Source organism: Leifsonia poae, assembly GCF_020009625.1.
Lineage (GTDB): Bacteria > Actinomycetota > Actinomycetes > Actinomycetales > Microbacteriaceae > Leifsonia > Leifsonia poae_A.
In genome coordinates, this window is sequence record NZ_JAIHLP010000002.1 from 1,946,780 (window position 1) to 1,965,699 (window position 18,920).

The 18,920-nt window shown below is 70.4% G+C and carries 14 protein-coding genes; 8 read left to right on the forward strand and 6 right to left on the reverse strand.

What is annotated here, in order from left to right; all coding sequences use genetic code 11:
• Nucleotides 1-154 precede the first annotated feature (154 nt).
• From K5L49_RS09955 to K5L49_RS09965, 3 genes are read left to right on the forward strand one after another with little or no spacing between them, the layout of a single operon-like run.
• Nucleotides 155-1,231: a polysaccharide pyruvyl transferase family protein gene (locus K5L49_RS09955; protein ID WP_223692404.1), complete on the forward strand. Its 1,077-nt coding sequence runs from the start codon at nucleotides 155-157 to the stop codon at nucleotides 1,229-1,231.
• Nucleotides 1,228-2,592 carry a Coenzyme F420 hydrogenase/dehydrogenase, beta subunit C-terminal domain gene (locus K5L49_RS09960; protein ID WP_223692406.1) on the forward strand — a complete coding sequence of 455 codons (1,365 nt, stop codon included), beginning with the start codon at nucleotides 1,228-1,230 and terminating at the stop codon, nucleotides 2,590-2,592. The genes K5L49_RS09955 and K5L49_RS09960 overlap by 4 nt, the downstream gene beginning before the upstream one ends.
• Nucleotides 2,589-4,349: a lipopolysaccharide biosynthesis protein gene (locus K5L49_RS09965; RefSeq protein ID WP_223692407.1), complete on the forward strand. Its 1,761-nt coding sequence runs from the start codon at nucleotides 2,589-2,591 to the stop codon at nucleotides 4,347-4,349. Before K5L49_RS09960 ends, K5L49_RS09965 begins: the two co-directional genes overlap by 4 nt.
• Before the next feature lie 275 nt (nucleotides 4,350-4,624).
• Here K5L49_RS09965 and K5L49_RS09970 read toward each other — a convergent pair whose 3' ends face one another.
• Nucleotides 4,625-7,255, reverse strand: a complete 2,631-nt coding sequence (locus K5L49_RS09970) for a right-handed parallel beta-helix repeat-containing protein (protein WP_223692409.1) — start codon at nucleotides 7,253-7,255, stop codon at nucleotides 4,625-4,627.
• A 344-nt stretch (nucleotides 7,256-7,599) separates the two neighbouring features.
• Between K5L49_RS09970 and K5L49_RS09975 the strand changes: the two genes are divergently transcribed.
• Nucleotides 7,600-8,181 carry an arsenate reductase/protein-tyrosine-phosphatase family protein gene (locus K5L49_RS09975; RefSeq protein ID WP_223692410.1) on the forward strand — a complete coding sequence of 194 codons (582 nt, stop codon included), beginning with the start codon at nucleotides 7,600-7,602 and terminating at the stop codon, nucleotides 8,179-8,181.
• A 90-nt stretch (nucleotides 8,182-8,271) separates the two neighbouring features.
• Nucleotides 8,272-8,727 carry an adenylyltransferase/cytidyltransferase family protein gene (locus K5L49_RS09980; RefSeq protein WP_223692412.1) on the forward strand — a complete coding sequence of 152 codons (456 nt, stop codon included), beginning with the start codon at nucleotides 8,272-8,274 and terminating at the stop codon, nucleotides 8,725-8,727.
• A gap of 131 nt (nucleotides 8,728-8,858) precedes the next feature.
• Here the strand turns inward: K5L49_RS09980 and K5L49_RS09985 are convergent, their stop codons facing one another.
• Together K5L49_RS09985 and pip are read right to left on the reverse strand one after the other, a co-directional pair.
• Nucleotides 8,859-10,049, reverse strand: coding sequence for an amidohydrolase (locus K5L49_RS09985; protein ID WP_223692413.1), 1,191 nt, complete (start codon nucleotides 10,047-10,049; stop codon nucleotides 8,859-8,861).
• Nucleotides 10,046-11,002 (reverse strand): prolyl aminopeptidase, encoded by a 957-nt coding sequence (gene pip / locus K5L49_RS09990; RefSeq protein WP_223692415.1) that lies wholly within the window; start codon nucleotides 11,000-11,002, stop codon nucleotides 10,046-10,048. Before pip ends, K5L49_RS09985 begins: the two co-directional genes overlap by 4 nt.
• 49 nt (nucleotides 11,003-11,051) lie before the next feature.
• On the opposite strand from pip, the gene K5L49_RS09995 reads away from it, so the two are divergent.
• Complete coding sequence (locus tag K5L49_RS09995) at nucleotides 11,052-12,044, forward strand: malate dehydrogenase (RefSeq protein WP_223692416.1); 993 nt, start codon at nucleotides 11,052-11,054, stop codon at nucleotides 12,042-12,044.
• 97 nt (nucleotides 12,045-12,141) lie between these two features.
• On the opposite strand, the gene K5L49_RS10000 is transcribed toward K5L49_RS09995, so the two are convergent.
• A complete protein-coding gene (locus K5L49_RS10000; RefSeq protein WP_223692418.1) occupies nucleotides 12,142-14,244 on the reverse strand; it encodes an acyl-CoA dehydrogenase family protein in 2,103 nt (700 codons plus the stop codon).
• 195 nt (nucleotides 14,245-14,439) lie between these two features.
• Complete coding sequence (locus tag K5L49_RS10005) at nucleotides 14,440-14,904, reverse strand: DapH/DapD/GlmU-related protein (RefSeq protein WP_223692420.1); 465 nt, start codon at nucleotides 14,902-14,904, stop codon at nucleotides 14,440-14,442.
• A gap of 162 nt (nucleotides 14,905-15,066) precedes the next feature.
• Here K5L49_RS10005 and K5L49_RS10010 point away from each other — a divergent pair, with 162 nt between their 5' ends.
• A complete protein-coding gene (locus tag K5L49_RS10010; RefSeq protein ID WP_223692422.1) occupies nucleotides 15,067-15,645 on the forward strand; it encodes a YdeI/OmpD-associated family protein in 579 nt (192 codons plus the stop codon).
• 27 nt (nucleotides 15,646-15,672) lie between these two features.
• On the opposite strand, the gene K5L49_RS10015 is transcribed toward K5L49_RS10010, so the two are convergent.
• Nucleotides 15,673-17,472 carry a glycoside hydrolase family 3 protein gene (locus K5L49_RS10015; RefSeq protein ID WP_223692423.1) on the reverse strand — a complete coding sequence of 600 codons (1,800 nt, stop codon included), beginning with the start codon at nucleotides 17,470-17,472 and terminating at the stop codon, nucleotides 15,673-15,675.
• Nucleotides 17,473-17,561: 89 nt separating this feature from the next.
• Here K5L49_RS10015 and K5L49_RS10020 point away from each other — a divergent pair, with 89 nt between their 5' ends.
• Nucleotides 17,562-18,806, forward strand: coding sequence for a TetR/AcrR family transcriptional regulator (locus K5L49_RS10020; protein WP_223692425.1), 1,245 nt, complete (start codon nucleotides 17,562-17,564; stop codon nucleotides 18,804-18,806).
• Nucleotides 18,807-18,920: the final 114 nt, after the last annotated feature.

The following is an 18,920-nucleotide window of genomic DNA, read 5'->3' on the forward strand; positions in this document are numbered from 1 at the left end:
TACTGGGGTCATCCCCCGGGGGCGCGCCGGGCAGGGCACGTGGCTAAGATACATGAGTAAGTCTCAACTAGAGGCACCCGTGCAGCGGCTGCCGGGCCCGGCGCGTGAGGGACGCGCCCCGCGCATCCGTTGACCCGATGACGGAAGTGTTGCCATGCGAGTTCTCATTCTCTGGGCCGACGACGCCTCACCCAATCTGGGCGTGCGCGCCCTCGGGTCCGGCACGGCCGAGCTCGTGCGACGCGTCTGGCCGGATGCCGAAGTCACCTTTCAGAACTACGGCCGCCGCGTGCCGCAGCTCCCCATCGGTCGGGTCCGCTCGCTGGTGAAGGAGCGCGTGCTCGGCCGGGCCGGCATGCAGAAATGGCTGGCCGGGTTCGACCTCGTCGTCGACACCCGCTCCGGCGACAGTTTCGCCGACATCTACGGCACCCGCCGGCTCGTCGTCATGTCCACCGTCGCCGAGTTCGCGAGCCAGGCCGGCGTTCCGGTCGTGCTCGGCCCGCAGACGATCGGGCCGTTCGACAGCCGCCACGGCCGCGCCATCGGCCGGCACTCGCTTCGCCGCTCCGCCCTCGTGATGGCCCGCGACTCGGCGAGCGCCGGGCACGCGAGCGAGCTGGGCCGCACCCCCGATGTGCTCACCACCGACGTCGTCTTCGCCCTCCCCCGGCCCACCGTCGCGAAGACCCGGGACATCGTGCTCAACATCTCCGGGCTGCTCTGGTTTCCCAACCCGCACGTGGACTCCGACGCCTACCGCGCCACCGTCACCCGGCTGTACCGATCGCTGCGCGTCGACGGGCGCGATGTCACACTGCTCGCCCACGTGCTCGACTCCGACAATCCCGACTCCGACATCGCGGCCATCCGCGAGTTCTCGGCGACGGTCGCGCCCGAGGCCGAAGTGGTCGTGCCGACCGGTCTCGACGATGTGCGCACCACGGTCGCCTCGGCCGCGACCGTGATCGGGTCGCGCATGCACGCCTGCCTCAACGCGCTCTCGGTGGGCACCCCGGCCATCCCGCTGGCGTACTCGCGCAAGTTCACGCCGCTGCTGGCCGACCTCGGCTGGACCCACACCGTCGACCTGCGCACCAGCGACGACCCGGTGGCCGAGACACTGCGCGAGCTCGACTCCCCCGACCTCGAAGCAGACGCGGTGAGCACGCTCGCCCGCGCCCACGCCACCCTCACCATCGCCGAGCAGGCGCTGCGGGAGGTCGCGTGAGCACCTCGACTCCGACGACCTCGCCGCTGAGCGCGGCCTCCGTCGCGCTGGATGCGGCGATCGACCGCGTCGTGCGCGCCGGCAACTGCTCGGGATGTGGCGCCTGCGCCCTGCTCGACCCGGGTCTCGAGATGCGGCGGACCGCCGACGGGTTCCTGCGCCCGGTGCGCCGCGGAAGCGCCGCCGATGCCCAGGCCCTGCCGGAGGCGGCCGAACGCTCCGCGCCGGTCACCGAGACACCCGCTGCGCCCGTCGCAGACGCGGTCGCCCGTTTCGACGCCGCCTGCCCCGGCGCCACGGTGAGAGCGGCCAACCCCGTCGGCGCAGTACGGCATCCGACGATGGGCCCGGTCGTGCGCGCCTGGAAGGCCTGGGCCACCGACTCCGAGACGCGGCACCGCGGTTCGAGCGGCGGCGCGCTCACCGCCATCGCCGCCTGGCTGCTCGAATCCGGCGAAGCCGCGCGCATGGTGGGGGCGACCGCCGAGCCGGCCGAGCCGCGCCGCACCGTCAGCGTCACGATCCTGTCGCGCGAGCAGGCGATCGCGGCGGCCGGCTCCCGCTACGCCCCGACGGCGAGTGCGGCGCAGCCCGCGGCCGTGCAGAACGGCTCGGTGTTCGTCGGCAAGCCGTGCGAGGCGTCCGCCGTGCGCTCCCTCATCGGCACCCGGCCGGCGGTCGAGGCGACCGCCCCCGGGCTGGACCCGGTCATCCTCTCTTTCTTCTGCGCCGGAACACCGAGTCAGCACGCGACGGATGCGCTCGTCGAGTCGCTCGGCGTGCCCGCCGGCGAGCCGCTCGCCGACCTCTGGTACCGGGGCCGGGGCTGGCCCGGGCGGTTCACCGCCGTGCGCCGCGACGGGTCGTCGGCCGACGCCAGCTACGACGAGTCGTGGGGGTCGACACTGGGACCGGCGGTGCAGTGGCGGTGCAAGGTCTGCGCCGACGGTGTGGGCGAGAGCGCCGACATCACCGCAGCCGACTTCTGGCGCGCCGACGCCCAGGGGTACCCCGTGTTCGCGGAGGGTGCCGGCCGCAGCGCGCTCATCGCGCGGACCGAGCGCGGCTACGACATCGTGGTGCGCGCCGTCGAGGCCGGGGTCATCTCGGTCACCCCGATGAACATCGACGATCTCGCCGGCGTGCAACCCCTCCAAACGACGCGCCGCGGCACCCTCGCCGGGCGCCTCGTCGGTGCCCGTCTCGCCGGGACGACCGTTCCCCGCTACCGCGGCTTCTCGCTGACGTACCTCGCCCTGCCGCGGCTGCGCGAGACGTTCCGGATGGCGAAAGGCACCTTCCGTCGCCGCCGCGCGGCCTCGAACACGGCCGGTACCCGCAATGGAGCGCCGACTCCGTGAGCGACCGGCGCTCGCCACGCCCGCCCGCCCGCCACCGCGGCGAGCGCGGAGGAGCGACGAGCGCATCCGCTCTGAGCGACCGCGGGCCGTCCGTCGACCTCGATGTCGTCGACCCTGCGACCATCGGCGATGCGGCCGACCTCGCCGCGGCGACCCCCGCCGAGACCCTGACCGAGGAGACCCTGGCCGAAGCGGAGCTCGCCGATGCCGAACTCGCCGACACGGACCTCGCCGACACCGGCGGTGGGCGCCCCACCGGGCCGGCCCGCACCGGGCCGGCCCGTGCCGGGCGGGGTGCACCGGCCGCGCCGCGGCTCGGCGCTCAGGCCGCCCGCGGAGCCGCGGTCACGCTCGGGGCGCAGGGCGGCAAGGTGCTCGTGCAGATCGTGTCGGTGGTCGTGCTGGCACGCCTGCTCTCCCCCCACGACTACGGACTCATCGCGATGGTCGTCGCGATCATCGGCGTCGGCGAACTGGTGCGCGACTTCGGGCTCTCTTCCGCCGCCATCCAGGCCACCACCGTCACCCGCGGACAACGCGACAACCTCTTCTGGGTGAACGCCGCGATCGGCCTCACCCTCTCGGCGGTGGTCTTCGTCGGCGCCGGTCTGATCGCGGCCGCGTTCGGTCAGCCCGACCTCGTTCCCATCTCGCATGCGCTCTCGTTGACCTTCCTCATCAACGGCCTCGGCACGCAGTACCGCGCCGACCTCGTTCGGCGCCTGAAGTTCTCCGCGGTGGCCTCCGCCGACATCACTGCGCCGGCCGTGGCGCTGGTCATCGCCATCGGCGGCGCGCTGCTCGGTTGGGGGTACTGGGCGCTGGTCGCTCAGCAGCTCAGTCAGGCTCTCGTCCTGCTCATCGTGCTGGTGGCGGCGGCCGGGTGGCTCCCTCGCCTCCCCCGACGCAGCGAGTCCATCCGCGGGTTCCTCCGCTTCGGCTGGAACATGCTCGCCTCGCAGCTGGTCAGCTACATCAGCAACAATGTGGACAACGTGCTCGTCGGCATCCGGTTCGGTCCGCTCACGCTCGGCGTGTACAGCCGGGCGTTCCAGCTGCTCATGACGCCGCTGAACCAGGTGCGCATCCCGCTCACCACCGTTGCCCTGCCGGTGTTCTCACGCCTCAAGCACGAACGCGCCCGGTTCGACGACTGGCTCTGCCGGGGCCAGCTCGCGCTCGGCTACACGATCGTGGCGGGTCTCGCACTGGTCGCCGGCGCCTCGGAACCACTCACCGCGATCCTGCTCGGGCCGCACTGGTCGGAGGCGGCGCCCATCCTGCGCATGTTCGCCATCGCCGGAATCTTCCAGCTGCTAGCCTTCGTCGGCTACTGGGTCTACGTCTCGCGGGCGCTCACCGGCGACCTGCTGCGGTACTCCCTGGTGAGCGCGGCCATCAAGATCGTCTGCATCCTGATCGGCGTCTCCGGCGGCGTGATGGGGGTCGCGATCGCCTACGCCATCGCCCCGGCGATCTCCTGGCCGATCTCCCTCTGGTGGCTGTCGCGCCGCACGCAGATCCCGACGGCCCGCCTCTATGCCGGCGCCGGGCGCATCCTCACTCTCGCCGTGCTGACCGCGGTGGCCTCGGGGGTGGCCACCTGGCTGTGCACCCCGTGGGGCGCGATCGTGCAGGTGGCCGCGTCGATCGGCGCGGCCCTCGCGGTCTACGCGCTGGCCACACTGCTGGTGCCGGCCGTGCGCCGGGACCTCGGCGGCGTGCTTGCCGCCGCGCGGATGATCCGCTCCCGCTGACCATCCGCTCCCGCTGACCATCCGCTCCCGCTGACGCCCCGGCCCCGGCCCCCGCTGACCATCCGCTCCCGCCCCGGCCCCGGGGCCGGACCCCGGACTTATCCACACCTCACACCCGAAATCGCGAGTGAGTGGTCGCAAACTGTCGTTGTCAGTGCCGAATCGGCAGAGATAGTGACAGTTTGCGACCGCTCGACAGGCTCACGCGGGGCAGGCTCACGCGTGGCAGGCTCACGCGGGGCAGGCTCACGCGGGGAGGCCCGCGCGGGGCAGGCTCACGCGGGCCAGGCTCCGACCTGCAGGGCACCGACCGGTTTGCCGGTGAGCGCAGCGGTCGCGGCTGGCAACGGCTGCGCCAGGGCGGAGGCACCGACCGAGGGCACGAGCTGCGTGAAGCCGGTGAGCACATCCGCGCCGTCGATCGCGCGGGACGACTTCTCCTGCCCGGTCGCCGCCGTGAAAGCGGCGATGGAGGTGTACACCGCCGGGTCGCCAGGACCGCGCGACCAGACGATCGCCCACGTAGGCAGCGCCGTGCTCGACCGCTGGTAGACGTTGCCATTCGTCGTGATGCCCATCTGCGCCGCCGACCGCTCGTGGCTGTAGTCCTCCACGGCCAGGATGGCGTTGCCCGTGCTCTTCGCCAGCACATTGTTGATCACGGTGATGTTGCCGGTGATCCAGGTGACCGTCGGGTCCGGCAGCTTCTGTCGCGGGTCGTGGCCCGCCGTGGAGAGGTCGCTCGCCCGCCGGGTGCCCTGCGTGATGTTGATGTCGCGCTGGTTGCCGGTGATGGTGTTGTTGCGGATGTCGACCGTCCCGGTGTCGCTGACCAGCACCCCGGCCAGTCCGTTGTTCGCGATCACGTTGTTGGCGATGGCGAACTTGGCCGAGATCTCCGCCACCAGTGCGTTCCCGTCATTGCCGACGATGTCGTTGTTGGCCACGGAGGCGTTGTAGACCGATTCGTCGAACCAGAGCGCGTTGCCGGCGTTGCCGAGGAAGTTGCTCCGGGTCACGGTGATGTCGCGGGAGCGGGCGATCTTCAGGCCGCCGGCGACCGGCGCCCGGTTGAAGTGCTCGGTGTTGTTGTTCGCCGCGAGCAGCCCGGTCACTTTGAGACCGTCGGCGTAGGTGGCTGTGGCGCCGAGCATCCCGTTGCGGGCAACGGTGACGTTGGTGACCGTCGCGCCGGTGTCGCCGATCGCGAGCCCGGTGGTGGCGTTGTCGGTGATCGAGAGGTTCTCGAGCGTGACGCCCTTGGCGTACACCTGCAGCGCACCCATGTCAGGAACGGAGGGGGCGTACCGTTTCACGCCGAAGCCGCGCAGCACGGTGCCGTCGCCGACCACGGTGAACGCCTTCACGGTGTCGCTGGACTGCACCTGCTTGCCGTTCGGGTCGGAGCCGAGCACGAGCTGCTTCGCGGCGGTGTCGACATAGAAGGTGCCGGGGGTCACGGCCGAACGCGAGGCGACCTGCGTCAGGGCGGCTCCGTCGATCCAGACCTGGTCGGGATGCGCCGCCATCGGGTAGTTGGGGCTCACGAACGCCCAGCCGGGCTGGGTTCCGTCGGGGGCGCCGCGCGTGTAGGTGGGGCTGTTGTCGAAGGCGACATTCCAGTTGCCGGCCACCCAGGTGCTTCCAGAGCGTGTCCAGCCGGTGACCGTGCGGCTGCCGTCGAACCAGACGGCCTCCTTCGGGTACGACTGGATGGTGACCTGCTTGCCGCGCGGGATCGTGACGGTCTCGTGGTACGTGCCGCCGCGCAGCACGATGGTCGAGCCGCTCGGCACCACGTCGACGGCGTGCTGCACGGTCTGCCACGGAGTGGCCTGGGTGCTGCGCGCTGTGGCGTCCGAGCCGCCCGGGGCCACGAAGTACGCACCGGCCGGAACGGCGTATGCGGTGCTGCCGACCGCGGCCGCACCGGTGGCGACGCGCGCTGTGCTCTGGTCGATCGTCGGGTCGGCGGTGGGAACCGTCGGCGTCGTGGGGGTGGTCGGCGTCGTCGGTGTGGTGGGCGTCGTCGGTGTCGGCGTCGGCGTGGGCGTGACCGTCGGCGTCGGGGTCGGCGTGGTGGTCGCGGGCGGGGTCGGCTGGCCCGGCTGCACCGACTTCAGCGAGTAGGCCTTCAGATCGTCGAAGGAGACCGCCGTGGCTCGGCTGCCGCTGGACACATACGTCCAGACGCCGACAGAACCGGCGCCGCTGAGGCGTTTGGTGGTCATATCCGTTCCAGACACCTGCCAGGCGGGCGCGGGCTGCGTGGCGAACCAGGCCTTCGCGGTGGTGGTCACCGTGTCGCTTCCGGTCACCCGGAAGTCGATCGCGATCTTCTGACCGGCGGTCACCCCCTGTGCCACCAGCTTCTCGCCCGCCAGCGTAGTCTGGTCGACGGTCGAGCCGTTGACCCGCGACACCGAGAGCAGCACGCGCGCATACGCATCCACTCGGATGGTCGCCTGGTAGTACGAGCCCTTCGCCGAGCGCAGCTGCAACCCGGCGTAGACGCCGTTGCCAGTGGTGGGGATCATCGGAAGCGTCACGATGGCCGAGGCGTCGGTGTCGACGGCCGTGGCGGAGGGGAGGGATGCGCTGAGCGACGCTCCGGGGCGCGGCACCGTCGCGACGCCGGTCGCTCCGTTCGCCGAGAAGGCCTGGGGGCTGTTCACGGCGTATGCGCCGCCGACCGGGGCGGCACCCCAACCGTTCTTCTGCACACGGGTGAAGGGGTCGGAGACGATCTGTTTGTCGTTCTGGTAGCTGACCGGCGCGGCGTTCGCCGCGAGGGCCGGCAGACCGAAGGCCGCGAGGGCGATGGCCGCCGCTCCGGCGGTGATGCCGAAGCCGAGCCGGTGAGTCTTTTTGGGGGTTGTGAGGCGGTGAGCGGGCTGACGAACCATAAGGGGTGTCTGTCCAATGCTGTCGTCGTTGTTGGGTGGGGCAGTAGGTGAGACCAACGACTACTGAATTGCTGCAGGCGAGGCTAGCAGAATGCATGTATTGACGCGAACGCAAACTTTCAACTGTACCGGAGTGTTACGCGACTGCGGATAACGATTGACCCCCTTTCGGGTGTCCGTCGCCTGCCGAAAACCCCCGGTCTCCTCGCAGAACGACCCGATCTGGTTGGCGTCCAGTATTCAGGATGCGCACGGTGCGTCGTGGTGCCGCGCCGACGCCTGCTCCCAGGGCCTTGACAGATTCGGTTCCGCCTCATGTCGTCTCGCTCGGCGAGAATGGCGGCATGCCCGACTCCCTCTTCCGCATCCTCACCGTCTGCACCGGCAACATCTGCCGTTCGCCGGCCGCCGATCTGCTGTTCGCCGCCGACCTGGCCGGCGACGAGCGCTTCGCTGTGAGCTCAGCCGGAACCCATGCGGAGTCGGGCTGGCCGATCTCGCCGCCGATGGGCGCCTTGCTGGCCGAGCAGGGCATCCCGAGCGACGGTTTCGTCGCCCGGCAGGCCACGAAGGCCCTCCTCGCCGAGTCGGATCTCGTGCTCACCGCGACCCGTGAACACCGGGAATGGATCACCGGGCACGACCCGCGCACCGTGCGCCGCGCGTTCACGATGACCGAGTTCGCGGATGCGGTGCGCGCCCACCCGAATCCCGCTGAACTGACCGCCGCCGAGCTTGTCGCCTGGGCGGCGGCGAACCGCCCGAGCGCCGGTGTGACCACCCGGGGCGCCACCACCCGGCGCGGTTATGTCGAGGGCGACATCCTCGATCCCTACGGGCGCGGGGATGCAGCTTATGTGGCCTCGCTCGCGCAGATCCAGCCTCTCACTCGGGCGATCTCGGCGGTACTGCTGACCACGCACTGAGCCCGAGCGGCGGCCACCCATCGGGGGTGACAAATTCTCACTTATGCGACAGAATAGGTGAGGATATCTCAACCCGGAGGAGTGCAGCCCGTGACCCGACGCGTCGGCTACGCAGCGGGGGCGTTCGATCTGTTCCATATCGGACACCTCAACATCTTGAAGCACGCCAAAAGCGAGTGCGACTACCTGATCGCGGGCGTCGTCTCGGACGAAATGCTGCACCTGACCAAGGGCATCGACCCGGTCATCCCCCTCGCCGAACGTCTGGAGATCGTCGGGAGCATCGGTTTCGTCGACGAAGCCGTCGCCGAGACGGTTCCGGACAAGCTCGACACCTGGCGCGAGCTCCGGTTCGACGTCTTCTTCAAGGGCGACGACTGGCGCGGCACCGAGAAGGGCCTCCGCCTGGAGCGCGAGTTCGCCGCCGTCGGCGTCGAGGTCGTCTACTTCCCCTACACGATGTCCACCTCGAGCACCGTCCTCCGCCGCGCCCTCGACGCCCTCACCGCCGGCGCCGCACCCGCCCCCCGCTCCGCCCAAGCCTGACCCCCGCCCAGCCCCTTCCCCCGCGCCCCACCAGCCGAGTCCACGAACTATCCGCGGACTCGACGGTTTCGAGCCGATTTTGCGAGGACTCGCGGGCTACTTTGTGCGTAGTCGGGCTGACGCGCGGGCGGCTAGGCGAATTCGACCCCGCCGACGAGCACCAGCTCGCGCGGCGGAGCCGCGACGAGCGCCTCCGGAACGTTCTCGGCGTCGACCAGCACGATGTCCGCAGGAGACCCCACTACCAAGTCGTGCACCGCGCGGCCCACGAACGCGGCGGCGTCGCTGGTCGCCAGGCGCACGGCCGCCGTGAGCTCCTCGTCGCGGCGCGCCCCCGCCAGCTGGGCGAGCCGCGCGGCCAGGCGCAGCGGGTCGCCGTCGCCGAACGGACCCCACAGGTCCCGGATGCCATCGGTGCCGAGCCCGACCGGAACGCCGGCGGCACGCAGCGCATCCAGGGGGAGTCGCGGAGCGTTGATCGGCGCAACGGTCGTGATCGAGACTCCGGCCTCGCGCATCCGTTCGATGAGGCCCTGCTGACGCGCGGGCGCCACCTCGCCGATGGCGAAACCGTGCGCCACATTGACGCGCCCCGCAAGACCGGTGGCCAGCGTGCGCTCGATGATCAGCTCGTACTCGAATGCGCCGAGCTCCCCGCCGTCGTGCAGGTGGATGTCGATGCCGACTCCCCGCCGCACGGCGATGTCGAACAGCGCATCCAGCTGGCCGACCGGGTCGCGGTCGATGGAGGCCGGGTCGAGCCCGCCGATGTGCTCCGCACCGGCAGCGGCAGCCTGGTCGAGCAGGTCGAGCACGCCCGGGCGGCGCAGCACACCGTCCTGCGGGAACGCGACGATCTCCAGCGCGACCGGCACGCCGAGCGATGCCACTGCATCCCGGACTACGCCGATGCCGTCGAGCCCCACCCCGAGGTCGACATCGACGTGCGAGCGGAAGGCGGTCGCCCCCTGCGAGACCAGCGCCCGCAGCAGCGCCGCGGTGCTCTGCGGGCTCGGGATGCCCAGCTCGCCCCGGTGCGCCCGCTCGTGTTCGATGCGCCCCTGCGTCGTGGCCACCCCACCGTAGGAGACCCACGGCCTACCCCACCAGCTCTTGTCGAGGTGGGCGTGCGCGTTCACGAACCCGGGCAGGGCCAGAAGCCCGCGCCCGTCGATGAACCGCGTCGCCGGATCGCCGGCGAGCACATCGTCGCCCGGCCGGTGCGGGTCAACCGCGACGATCGCCCCGTCGGCAATGCGGATATCGGCCGCGGCCGCGCCCCAGGGCCGCACATTGCGAAGAACGGTCTGCACGTCGCTCACCCCGCGAACCGGTCGGTGGCCTCGATGAGCGCGTCAAGGATGCCCGGCTCATCGAAGGCGTGCCCCGCATCCGGGATCATCTGGAACTCGGCCTCCGGCCACGCCCGGTGCAGATCCCAGGCCGTCATCGGCGGGGTGCAGGCGTCGTACCGTCCCTGCACGATCACACCGGGGATGCCGCTCAGTCGACCCGCATCGCGGATCAGCTGCCCCTCCTCCCACCAGCCGCCGTGCCGGAAGTAGTGGTTCTCGATGCGGGCGAATGCCACCGCGTACTTCGGCTGTGTGAAGGTCGCCACCACATCCGGCCGGGGCAGCAGGGTGATCGTCGACGACTCCCAGCGCGACCAGGCGACGGCGGCGGGCCCGTGAACGGCCGGGTTCGGGTCGTTGAGCAGCCGACCGTACGCCTCGATGAGGTGGCCGCGCTCCGCCGGCGGAACCGGCTCCAGGAACCCTTCCCACAGGTCGGGGAAGAGGGCCGCGGCGCCGCCTTCGTAGAACCAGTCCAGCTCCATCTTCCGCAGCGTGAAAATGCCGCGCAGGATGAGCTCGGTCACACGCTCCGGGTGGGTCTCGGCGTAGGCGAGCCCCAGCGAGCTGCCCCAGGAACCGCCGAACACCATCCAGCGTTCCACCCCGAGGTGCCCCCGCAGCCGCTCGATGTCGGCGACGAGATTCGCGGAGGTGTTGCTGCTGAGATCCGCCTCGGGGTCGCTCGCGTGCGGCAGGCTCTGCCCGCAACCCCGCTGGTCGAACAGCACGATGCGGTACTTCGCCGGGTCGAATGCCCGCCGCTGGCTGGGGTTCGTTCCCGCGCCGGGCCCGCCGTGCAAGAAGACGACCGGCTTCCCGTCGGGGTTCCCGCTGGTCTCCCAGTGGATCCGCTGCCCGTCGCCGACGTCGAGCAGACCGGATGCGTACGGTTCGATTTCGGGGTAGAAGGTGCGCATGCTCCGAGCCTAAGCGTGGATGCGCGCCACCGCGTCTTAAGCTGGCAGCGTGAACACCGCATCCCGCCCCGCCGTCACTGTCACCGTCACCGGAGCGGGCGGCCAGATCGGCTACGCGCTGCTGTTCCGGGCTGCCGCCGGCCATTTGCTCGGCCCCGATGTTCCGGTGGACCTGCGCCTGCTGGAGATCCCGCAGGGGCGGGCGGCGGCCGAAGGCACCGCCCTCGAACTGGAGGACGGCGCGTTCCCGCTGCTGAACAGCCTGACGGTCACCGAAGACGCCACGGCTGCGTTCGACGGGGTGAACATCGCCCTGCTGGTCGGCTCACGCCCGCGCGGCCCCGGCATGGAGCGGGCCGACCTGCTCGAGGCGAACGGCGCGATCTTCGGGCCCCAGGGCGCTGCGATCAACGCGGGCGCCGCCGACGACGTGCGGGTGCTCGTGGTCGGCAACCCGGCCAACACGAATGCGCTGATCGCCGCCGCGCACGCCCCGGATGTGCCCGCCGAGCGGTTCACCGCGATGACGAGGCTCGACCACAACCGCGCCGTGGCGCAGCTCGCACGCACGCTGGAGGTTCCGGTCACCGTGATCGACGGTGTCGCCATCTGGGGCAACCACTCCGCCAGCCAGTACCCCGACATCAGCCACGCCACCGTCGACGGCCGGCCGGCCACCGACCTGGTGGATGAAGCATGGCTCGCCGGGGAGTTCATCCCGCGCGTGGCCAAGCGCGGCGCCGAGATCATCCAGGTGCGCGGCGCGTCCAGCGCGGCATCCGCCGCCAGCGCCGCCCTCGACCATGTGCACGACTGGGTGAACGGCACCGGCGACCGGTGGACTTCTGCCGCGGTCGTCTCCGATGGCTCGTACGGCGTTCCCGCCGGCCTCGTCTCATCGTTCCCGGTGCACTCCATCGACGGAGCCTGGCGGATCGTTCCCGGCCTGGAGATCGACGAGTTCTCCCGCACTCGCATCGACGCCTCCGTCGCCGAACTGCTCGACGAACGCGACGCTGTGCGCGCCCTGCAGCTGCTCTAGCCTCCGCCGCTGGCGAAACATTTGCGCCGAGCGTCGCCTCTGCGTCGCCTATTCGCCGCATTCGGCGCACATGTTTCGGCGGCTGCCCGCCGCCGAATCAGCGCTTCTTCGACGTGAGGGTCTTCTCGTCGACGGGGGCGGTGCCGGAGGCGCGCTGCGCCTTGTAATACGCGCGAGCCTCAGCCTGCCGCTCCGCCTCCGCGCCGGTGGCGATCTTCGCGCGCACCAGTTCGGGGCCGTACCCGAAAGCGTCGACCAGGTCGACAGCGTGCGGGCGGATGCGGGCGAGCAGTCGGTCGATGTACGCCGTCACGGCCTGCGCGCGCTGCGGCGCGAGGCGGCCGTGGATGAGGTACCAGGCCAGGTGCTTCTCGATCAGTCCGAAACCGAACAGGTCGCGAAGCCAGGTGAGCACCTGCTTGGTGCCGGCGTCGGGCGCCTGCTCCAGCGCATCCGTGAACGCCTCCCACTGCAGAAGTTCGGCGTGGGCGCGGGCCGCCTCGATGAGATCGTTCTGCTGCGAGTTGAACAGGTCGGCCGCCGCCTTCTTGCCGAGCTTGGATGCCGGGCGCAGCCGGCCGCCGATCTCGGCGATCATCGTCTCGACGCGGTCGGTGAGCAGCTCGCGCTGGGTGCTCGCCTCCTGCAGCCAGTTGACCGAACGGGCGGTCGAGCCGAAGTCTTTCACGGTCTGAGCGACGCTGCGCAGGCCCGTTCCGTGGTAGGCCTTGCCCGCCGCCTGGGTGACGACATAGCGGGCAAGCGCCCCCGCATCCGCCTTCGCGAACTTGCGACTGAAATCGGTCAGCAGTCGCTTGGCCACCAGCTGCAGCAGCACATTGTTGTCGCCCTCGAATGTGACGTAGACGTCGAGGTCGGCGCGCAGCGAGGTGAGCCGATTCTCGGTGAGGAAGCCGGAACCGCCGCAGGCCTCGCGGGCCTCCTGCAGCGTGTCGAGCGCATGCCAGGTCGAGAGCGGTTTGAGCGCGGCCGCGATGGTCTCGAGGTCTTGGCGGTCGGCATCCGTCGCGGCGCGGCCGCTGAACACGTCGTCGAACTTGTGCAGGAAGACTTCGTGGGCGAAGCTGCCGGCGTAGGTGGTCGCGAGCAGCGGAAGCAGCCGGCGCTGGTGCCGCTGGTAGTCGAGGATGACCTCCTCGTCGGTGTCGCTGCCGGCGGTGAACTGGCGGCGCTCGTCGCCGTAGGTGATCGCGATCTTGAGCGCGATCTTCGCGGCGTTGATGGCCGAGCCGTCGAGTGAGACGCGCCCCTGCACGAGGGTGCCGAGCATCGTGAAGAACCGTCGGCCGGGGCTGTCGATCGACGAAGTATACGTGCCGTCTTCCGCGACGTCGCCGTACTTGTTCAGCAGGTCGAGGCGCGGGATCCGCACACCGGTGAAGTGCAGGCGTCCGTTGTCGATGCCGTTGAGCCCACCCTTGATGCCGTCGTCTTCACCGCCGATTCCGGGCAGGAAGTCGCCGTTCTCATCCCGGATGGGCACGTAGAACGCGTGCACGCCGTGGTTGACGCCCTTCGTGATGAGCTGGGCGAACACGGTGGCCGCGATGCCGTCTTTGCCGGCATTGCCGAGGTAGTCCTTCCACGCCCCGCGGAACGGGGTGTCGATCACGAACTCCTGCGTCGCCTCGTCGTAAGTGGCGGTGGTGGCCACCGAGGCGACATCCGATCCGTGGCCGGTCTCGGTCATCGCGAAAGCGCCGGGCACGTCGAGGGACATGATTCCGGGCAGGTACTTCTTGTGGTGGTACTCGGTGCCCAGCTGAAGCACCGCGGCCCCGAACAGGCCCCACTGCACGCCCGACTTGATCTGCAGCGACGGGTCGGCCGCCACGAGCTCCTCGAAGCCGGCGATGTTGCCGCCGTTGTCCTCCTGGCCGCCGACGCTCTTCGGGAACGCACGGTGCACCTGCCCGTTCTCGACGAGCAGCTTGAGCTGGTGGAATGTGCGGGCCCGCTGGTCGTCGAGGGTCAGCCCTTCGACCTTCTGCATCTCGGGCCGGCTCGAGAGCTCGCGGGAGGCGAGCCGGATCTCGGCCCAGTCGCCGAGCAGTTGACGGCCGAGAGCGGCGACGTCCACGCGGGGAGCGCCACCCGACGGCGCCGAATCTCGGGCGGGTGCGGATGCCCGGGCGGGCGTGGCGGATGACGGTGTGGTGCGCGCGACAGTGTCGACCATGAGCATTCCTCTTCGATCTCGCGGGGATGCTGTCACGCTACGACGCCGCGCCCGGAACACGAAGTCTGCGGTGCGGGGCCTACAAACACCCAAGGGATGCAGCGCCGCACGTTTGCGGATTGCTCCAATTCGTAGCGCCCGTGTTGTGCGCGAACCCACAATCTCGGACGCTTGTCGCCCGAGGACGTCGTGCGGTCAGGCGGCGCGGCGCGCATCTCTCGCGGTTCGTGGGTGCGCGTGCAGCGGCGCCGCCAGCGCCGCGCGAGCTGCCCCGGCCCCGCGGAGTTCGATCACCGTCCCGGCCGCCACCTGGAGGTCGCGATCGACCCGCGCACCGTTGCCGACCATCACATTGCGGCCGAGCTTGGCGTTGCTGCCGATGCGGACACCGGCGCCGATGACGCTCTCTGCCCCGATGTGCACATTGGCGCCCACGAAGGTGCGGTCGCCGATCATCGCGCCCTGGTCGATCCAGCTGCCGGCGCCGACATAGGCGTCGAGGCCGACGCGCGCGTTCGCCTCGACGTAGGCCGTCGCGTCGATGTAGGCCGAGTCGGCCACCCGGGCCGACGGGGCGACGAGGCCGCGCCCGTTGGCGTGCCTCTTGTACTTGATCACGGCGCCGGTCTCGTCTTCGAGCTCTTCGATCATCCTTGCCATCGCGTCCTCCTCGAGATCGTCACAGAAAGGTTCATTGTGATAACACGTAGACGGTAAAGATAATTCCCTGGCTGCCGGGCAGAACCGTCGACCGTGCACCGTCGACCGTGCACCGTCGTGTTCCTACCAGAGCCGTCGGGCCGATCGGGGCATGATCGGTGTATGGCCGATTTCGAGACGATCTACCCCCTCAGTGCCGCCGAGTGGCGATCGTGGTTGGCCGACCACCACGACGACACGGCCGGCATCCGACTCGCGGTCGCCAAGAAGGGGTCGGGGCACACCAGCCCTGACTGGGACGAGGCCGTGCGCGTCGCCCTCTGCTTCGGGTGGATCGACGGGCGGCGCAACGCACTCGACGACACGCACTTTCTGCAGAGCTTCACACCCCGGCGACCGCGCAGCACCTGGTCGCAGCGCAACCGCGATCTGGTCGCCGAGCTGATCGCCTCCGGCGACATGACCGAGGCGGGGATGCGCGAGGTCGACCGCGCCAAGGCCGATGGGCGCTGGGATGCGGCCTACCAGCGGGTCTCCGACAAGACCGTGCCCGACGACCTCGCCCGGGCGTTGGCGGCGAACCCCGAAGCCGCCGCCTTCTTCGAGACGCTCACCAGCCAGAACCGGTTCTCCATCGTCTACCGCACCACCAACGCCAAACGTCCGGAGACGCGGGCCCGGCGCATCGCCGATTTCGTCGCCATGCTCGCCCGGCACGAGACCGTCTACCCCCAGAACTGAGCCGAGACCCAGAACCGGGGGTCGGCCTCAGAAGCGGAGGCCGTGACCGAAACGGAAGAGCGGGTCGGCCGTGTCGAAGGGCACGTCGGGGCGGTTGGCCCGCACCGCATCCATCGACGAGGGGAGCTCCATCGGCAGCGATCCCTGCGGCTCGGCCTCGCCGAACAGCACGTCGAGGAGGGCGCGCTGGCTGGCGCCGAAGTCGCCGAGCAGGGCGGCCGCATCCGCCGCGAACGGGGTGAGGATGGCCGGCCGGTCGAGGAAGACCTCGATCACGGTCGGCACAGCGCGCGCGATGGCGAGCACCTCGTCGACCGTCTCCTGCGGGAAGTCCAGCGATCCCGCGTGGAAGAAGTTCTCGAACATGGTCGCGCGCTGCTCATAGGGCGCGTGCAGGCGCACGAGCGCCGCATCCGCCTCCTGAGGAGTGGCGACGACGGTGGCGAACCCTGCCGCCACCTCGGCGTCGAATCCGTGCAGGTATACGCGGATGCCCCGTTTCAGCGGCAGGATCGGCGCACTCGCGCCGGTGGGGGTCTCGTTGGTGAGTAGGGTGACCGCGGCGCGCTGAGCGGCCTCGCCGGCGGCGACGAACTCCGCGTTGCCGACGACCTCTGTGGCCCGCGCCACATCCACGAGCGGAGCGTCGAACAGCCCGAGCACGAACTTCTCGCGCAGCAGACGGCAGGCGGAGGTGTCGATGCGGTCCTCGGCGATCTCTCCGCTACGCACCAGTTCGACCAGCAGTTCGGGGATGGCCTCACCGCCGAACTGGTCGGCGCCCGCGTTCAGCACCTTGACCATCCGCTCCCTCGTGCTGAGGTGTTCGACACCCCAGGCGCGGGCGGGAAAAGGCTGACCGGCGATCTCGGCGTCGCTGAGGAGCCCCCAGTCGGTGCAGACGATGCCGTCGAAACCGAACCGCTCGCGCAGCAGCCCGGTGATCACCGACTTGTTGAAGCCGAAACCGACCTCTTCGTACTCGGTGCCGACGGGCATGCCGTAGTAGGGCATGATCTGGCTGGTGCCGGCCTCGAAAGCGGCCTCGAACGGCTTGAGGTGCAGTTCGAACTCCCCGCCCGGATACACCTGCTCGCGGCCGTAAGGGAAGTGCGGGTCTTCGCCGTCTTTCTGCGGACCGCCGCCGGGGAAGTGCTTGGTCATGGTGGCAACCGAGTCGGGACCGAGCTCGCTGCCCTGGAAACCGCGGATGTATGCCGCTCCGAGGCGCGAGGTGAGGTCGGCGTCCTCGCCGAACGTCGCCACCTGGCGCGCCCAGCGCGGCTCGGTGGCGAGGTCGATCTGCGGGTGCAGGGCCACCCGGATGCCGACGGCGGTGTACTCCTGGCGGGCGATGTCGCCGAACTGCTCGACGAGCTCCTCCGAACCGATCGCCCCGAGACCGAGGGTCTCCGGCCACTGCGAGAACGGCCCGGCCAGCATCGAGGCGCCCGGGTTCTCGCTGAACGAGTGACGCGGGTCGGTCGAGATGGTCACAGGGATGCCGAGCCGGGTGCGGGCGGCCACCCCCTGAACGCGGTTGTGCCACTCGGCCATCTCCGCCGCGGTCTGCGCCGCGCCGAACACGTTGAAGTGCGTCATCTGACGGTCTTCGATCAGCTCGGCGGTCGCCGGGATGCCGAAGGTCGGCTCGGCCTCGGCCACCTGGCCGCCCTCGCCGATCGTGATCATGGTCTGGAAGAAGAGGCCGGCCTTCTCCTCGAGCGTCATCTGGCCGAGCAGGTTCTGCACCCGCTCGTCGACCGGCAGCGCGGCGTCGCGGTACGTGGGGTCGACCGGGGCGGTTTCGGGGGTGGTTTCCGGCATCACTTCTCTCCTTTGATTCGCAGTGCAGCACGAGTATAGGTCAAATTCGACCGCTTGGTAACATGGTGGTCCGCGGCTATCCTCGAACGATGGCGGCGACAGCGGATGCGGGGCCGGGGCCCCGAACGGAGCCCCGCCGTTCCGCGCGCGGCCTCGCCCGGCGGGAGCAGATCCTCGACGCGGCGGGCGCGCTGTTCGCCGAGGGCGGCTTCGCGGGCGTCTCGCTGCGCGAGATCGCGGCGCGGGCCGAGCTGTCGCATCCGGGACTGCTGCGCCACTTCGCCTCGAAAGACGAGGTGCTCCTCGAACTGCTGCACCGCCACGAGGCGGCCACCGGGGCGTGGCTCGCCGAGCAGTCGTTCTCGCCGAGCGACAATGCGGAGCGCATCGTTCGGATCGCCGAGCGCAACGTCGCGATCCCCGGATACGTCGAGCTCTTCACCGCGCTGGCCGGGGAGGCGACGAGCCCCGCACATCCAGCGCACGACTACTTCGCCCGCCGCTATTCCGGGCTTCGGCGCTCCAGCCCTGCCGGAGCAGCGGACGCGCGGCTCGCCGCGGCATGGGACGGACTGCAGCTGCAGTCGCTCTACGATCCGGCGCGGGTGGATGTGGCCGAGCGCCTGAGAGCGCACCTCGCGCCGGCCGGCACGCAGCCCGCAACACGGGCCGCAACACGGCCTGCTCCGACCGGGGTCGACCCGGTGCGCGGCGAAGCGCGCCGCGACGTGCGCAGCGACGTGCGCAGCCGCGGTGGAACGGGCTACGCCGCCGGGCGCGCCCGGCGCGAGCGCATCATCGACGACGCGACCACCCTCTTCGCCGCCGGCGGCTTCACCGCCACCAGCCTGCAAGACATCGCCGACCGGGTCGGCGTCACCAAGTCCACCCTGCTCTACCATTTCGCGAGCAAAGACGATCTGCTGCTCGCCGTGCTGCGTCGGCGCGACGACCTCTCGATCGCGAGCCTTCCCGAGACCGGCTTCACCGCCCGCGACCTCCTCGACCCGATGGTCGACGGAGCGCGCAGGAACGCCACCCAGCCGGGCCTCGTCGAGCTCTACAGCGTGCTCGCCGGTGAAGCGACGAGCTCCGACCATCCCGGGCACGACTTCTTCCGCGAACGCTTCCGGGGAATGCGACACCTGCTCACCGACGCGTTCGCCGAACTCGCCGGCACGGGCGCGCTGCCCACCACGATCGACCCCGACCAGGAGGCCGTATGGTTTCTGGCACTGTGGGACGGCCTGCAATTGCAATGGCTCTACGACCGCACCGCGGTGGATGTGGCCGACCAGCTGCGAGCGCACCTGGTCGCCCTGGCTTCGCGCTAGCTTCGCCCTGGCTTCGCGCTAGCTTCGCGCTGGCTTCGCGCTAGCTTCGCGCTAGCCCAACCGACGGGTCGAACGGCGGGTCGAACGGCGGGTCGAACGGCGGATCGAACCGGC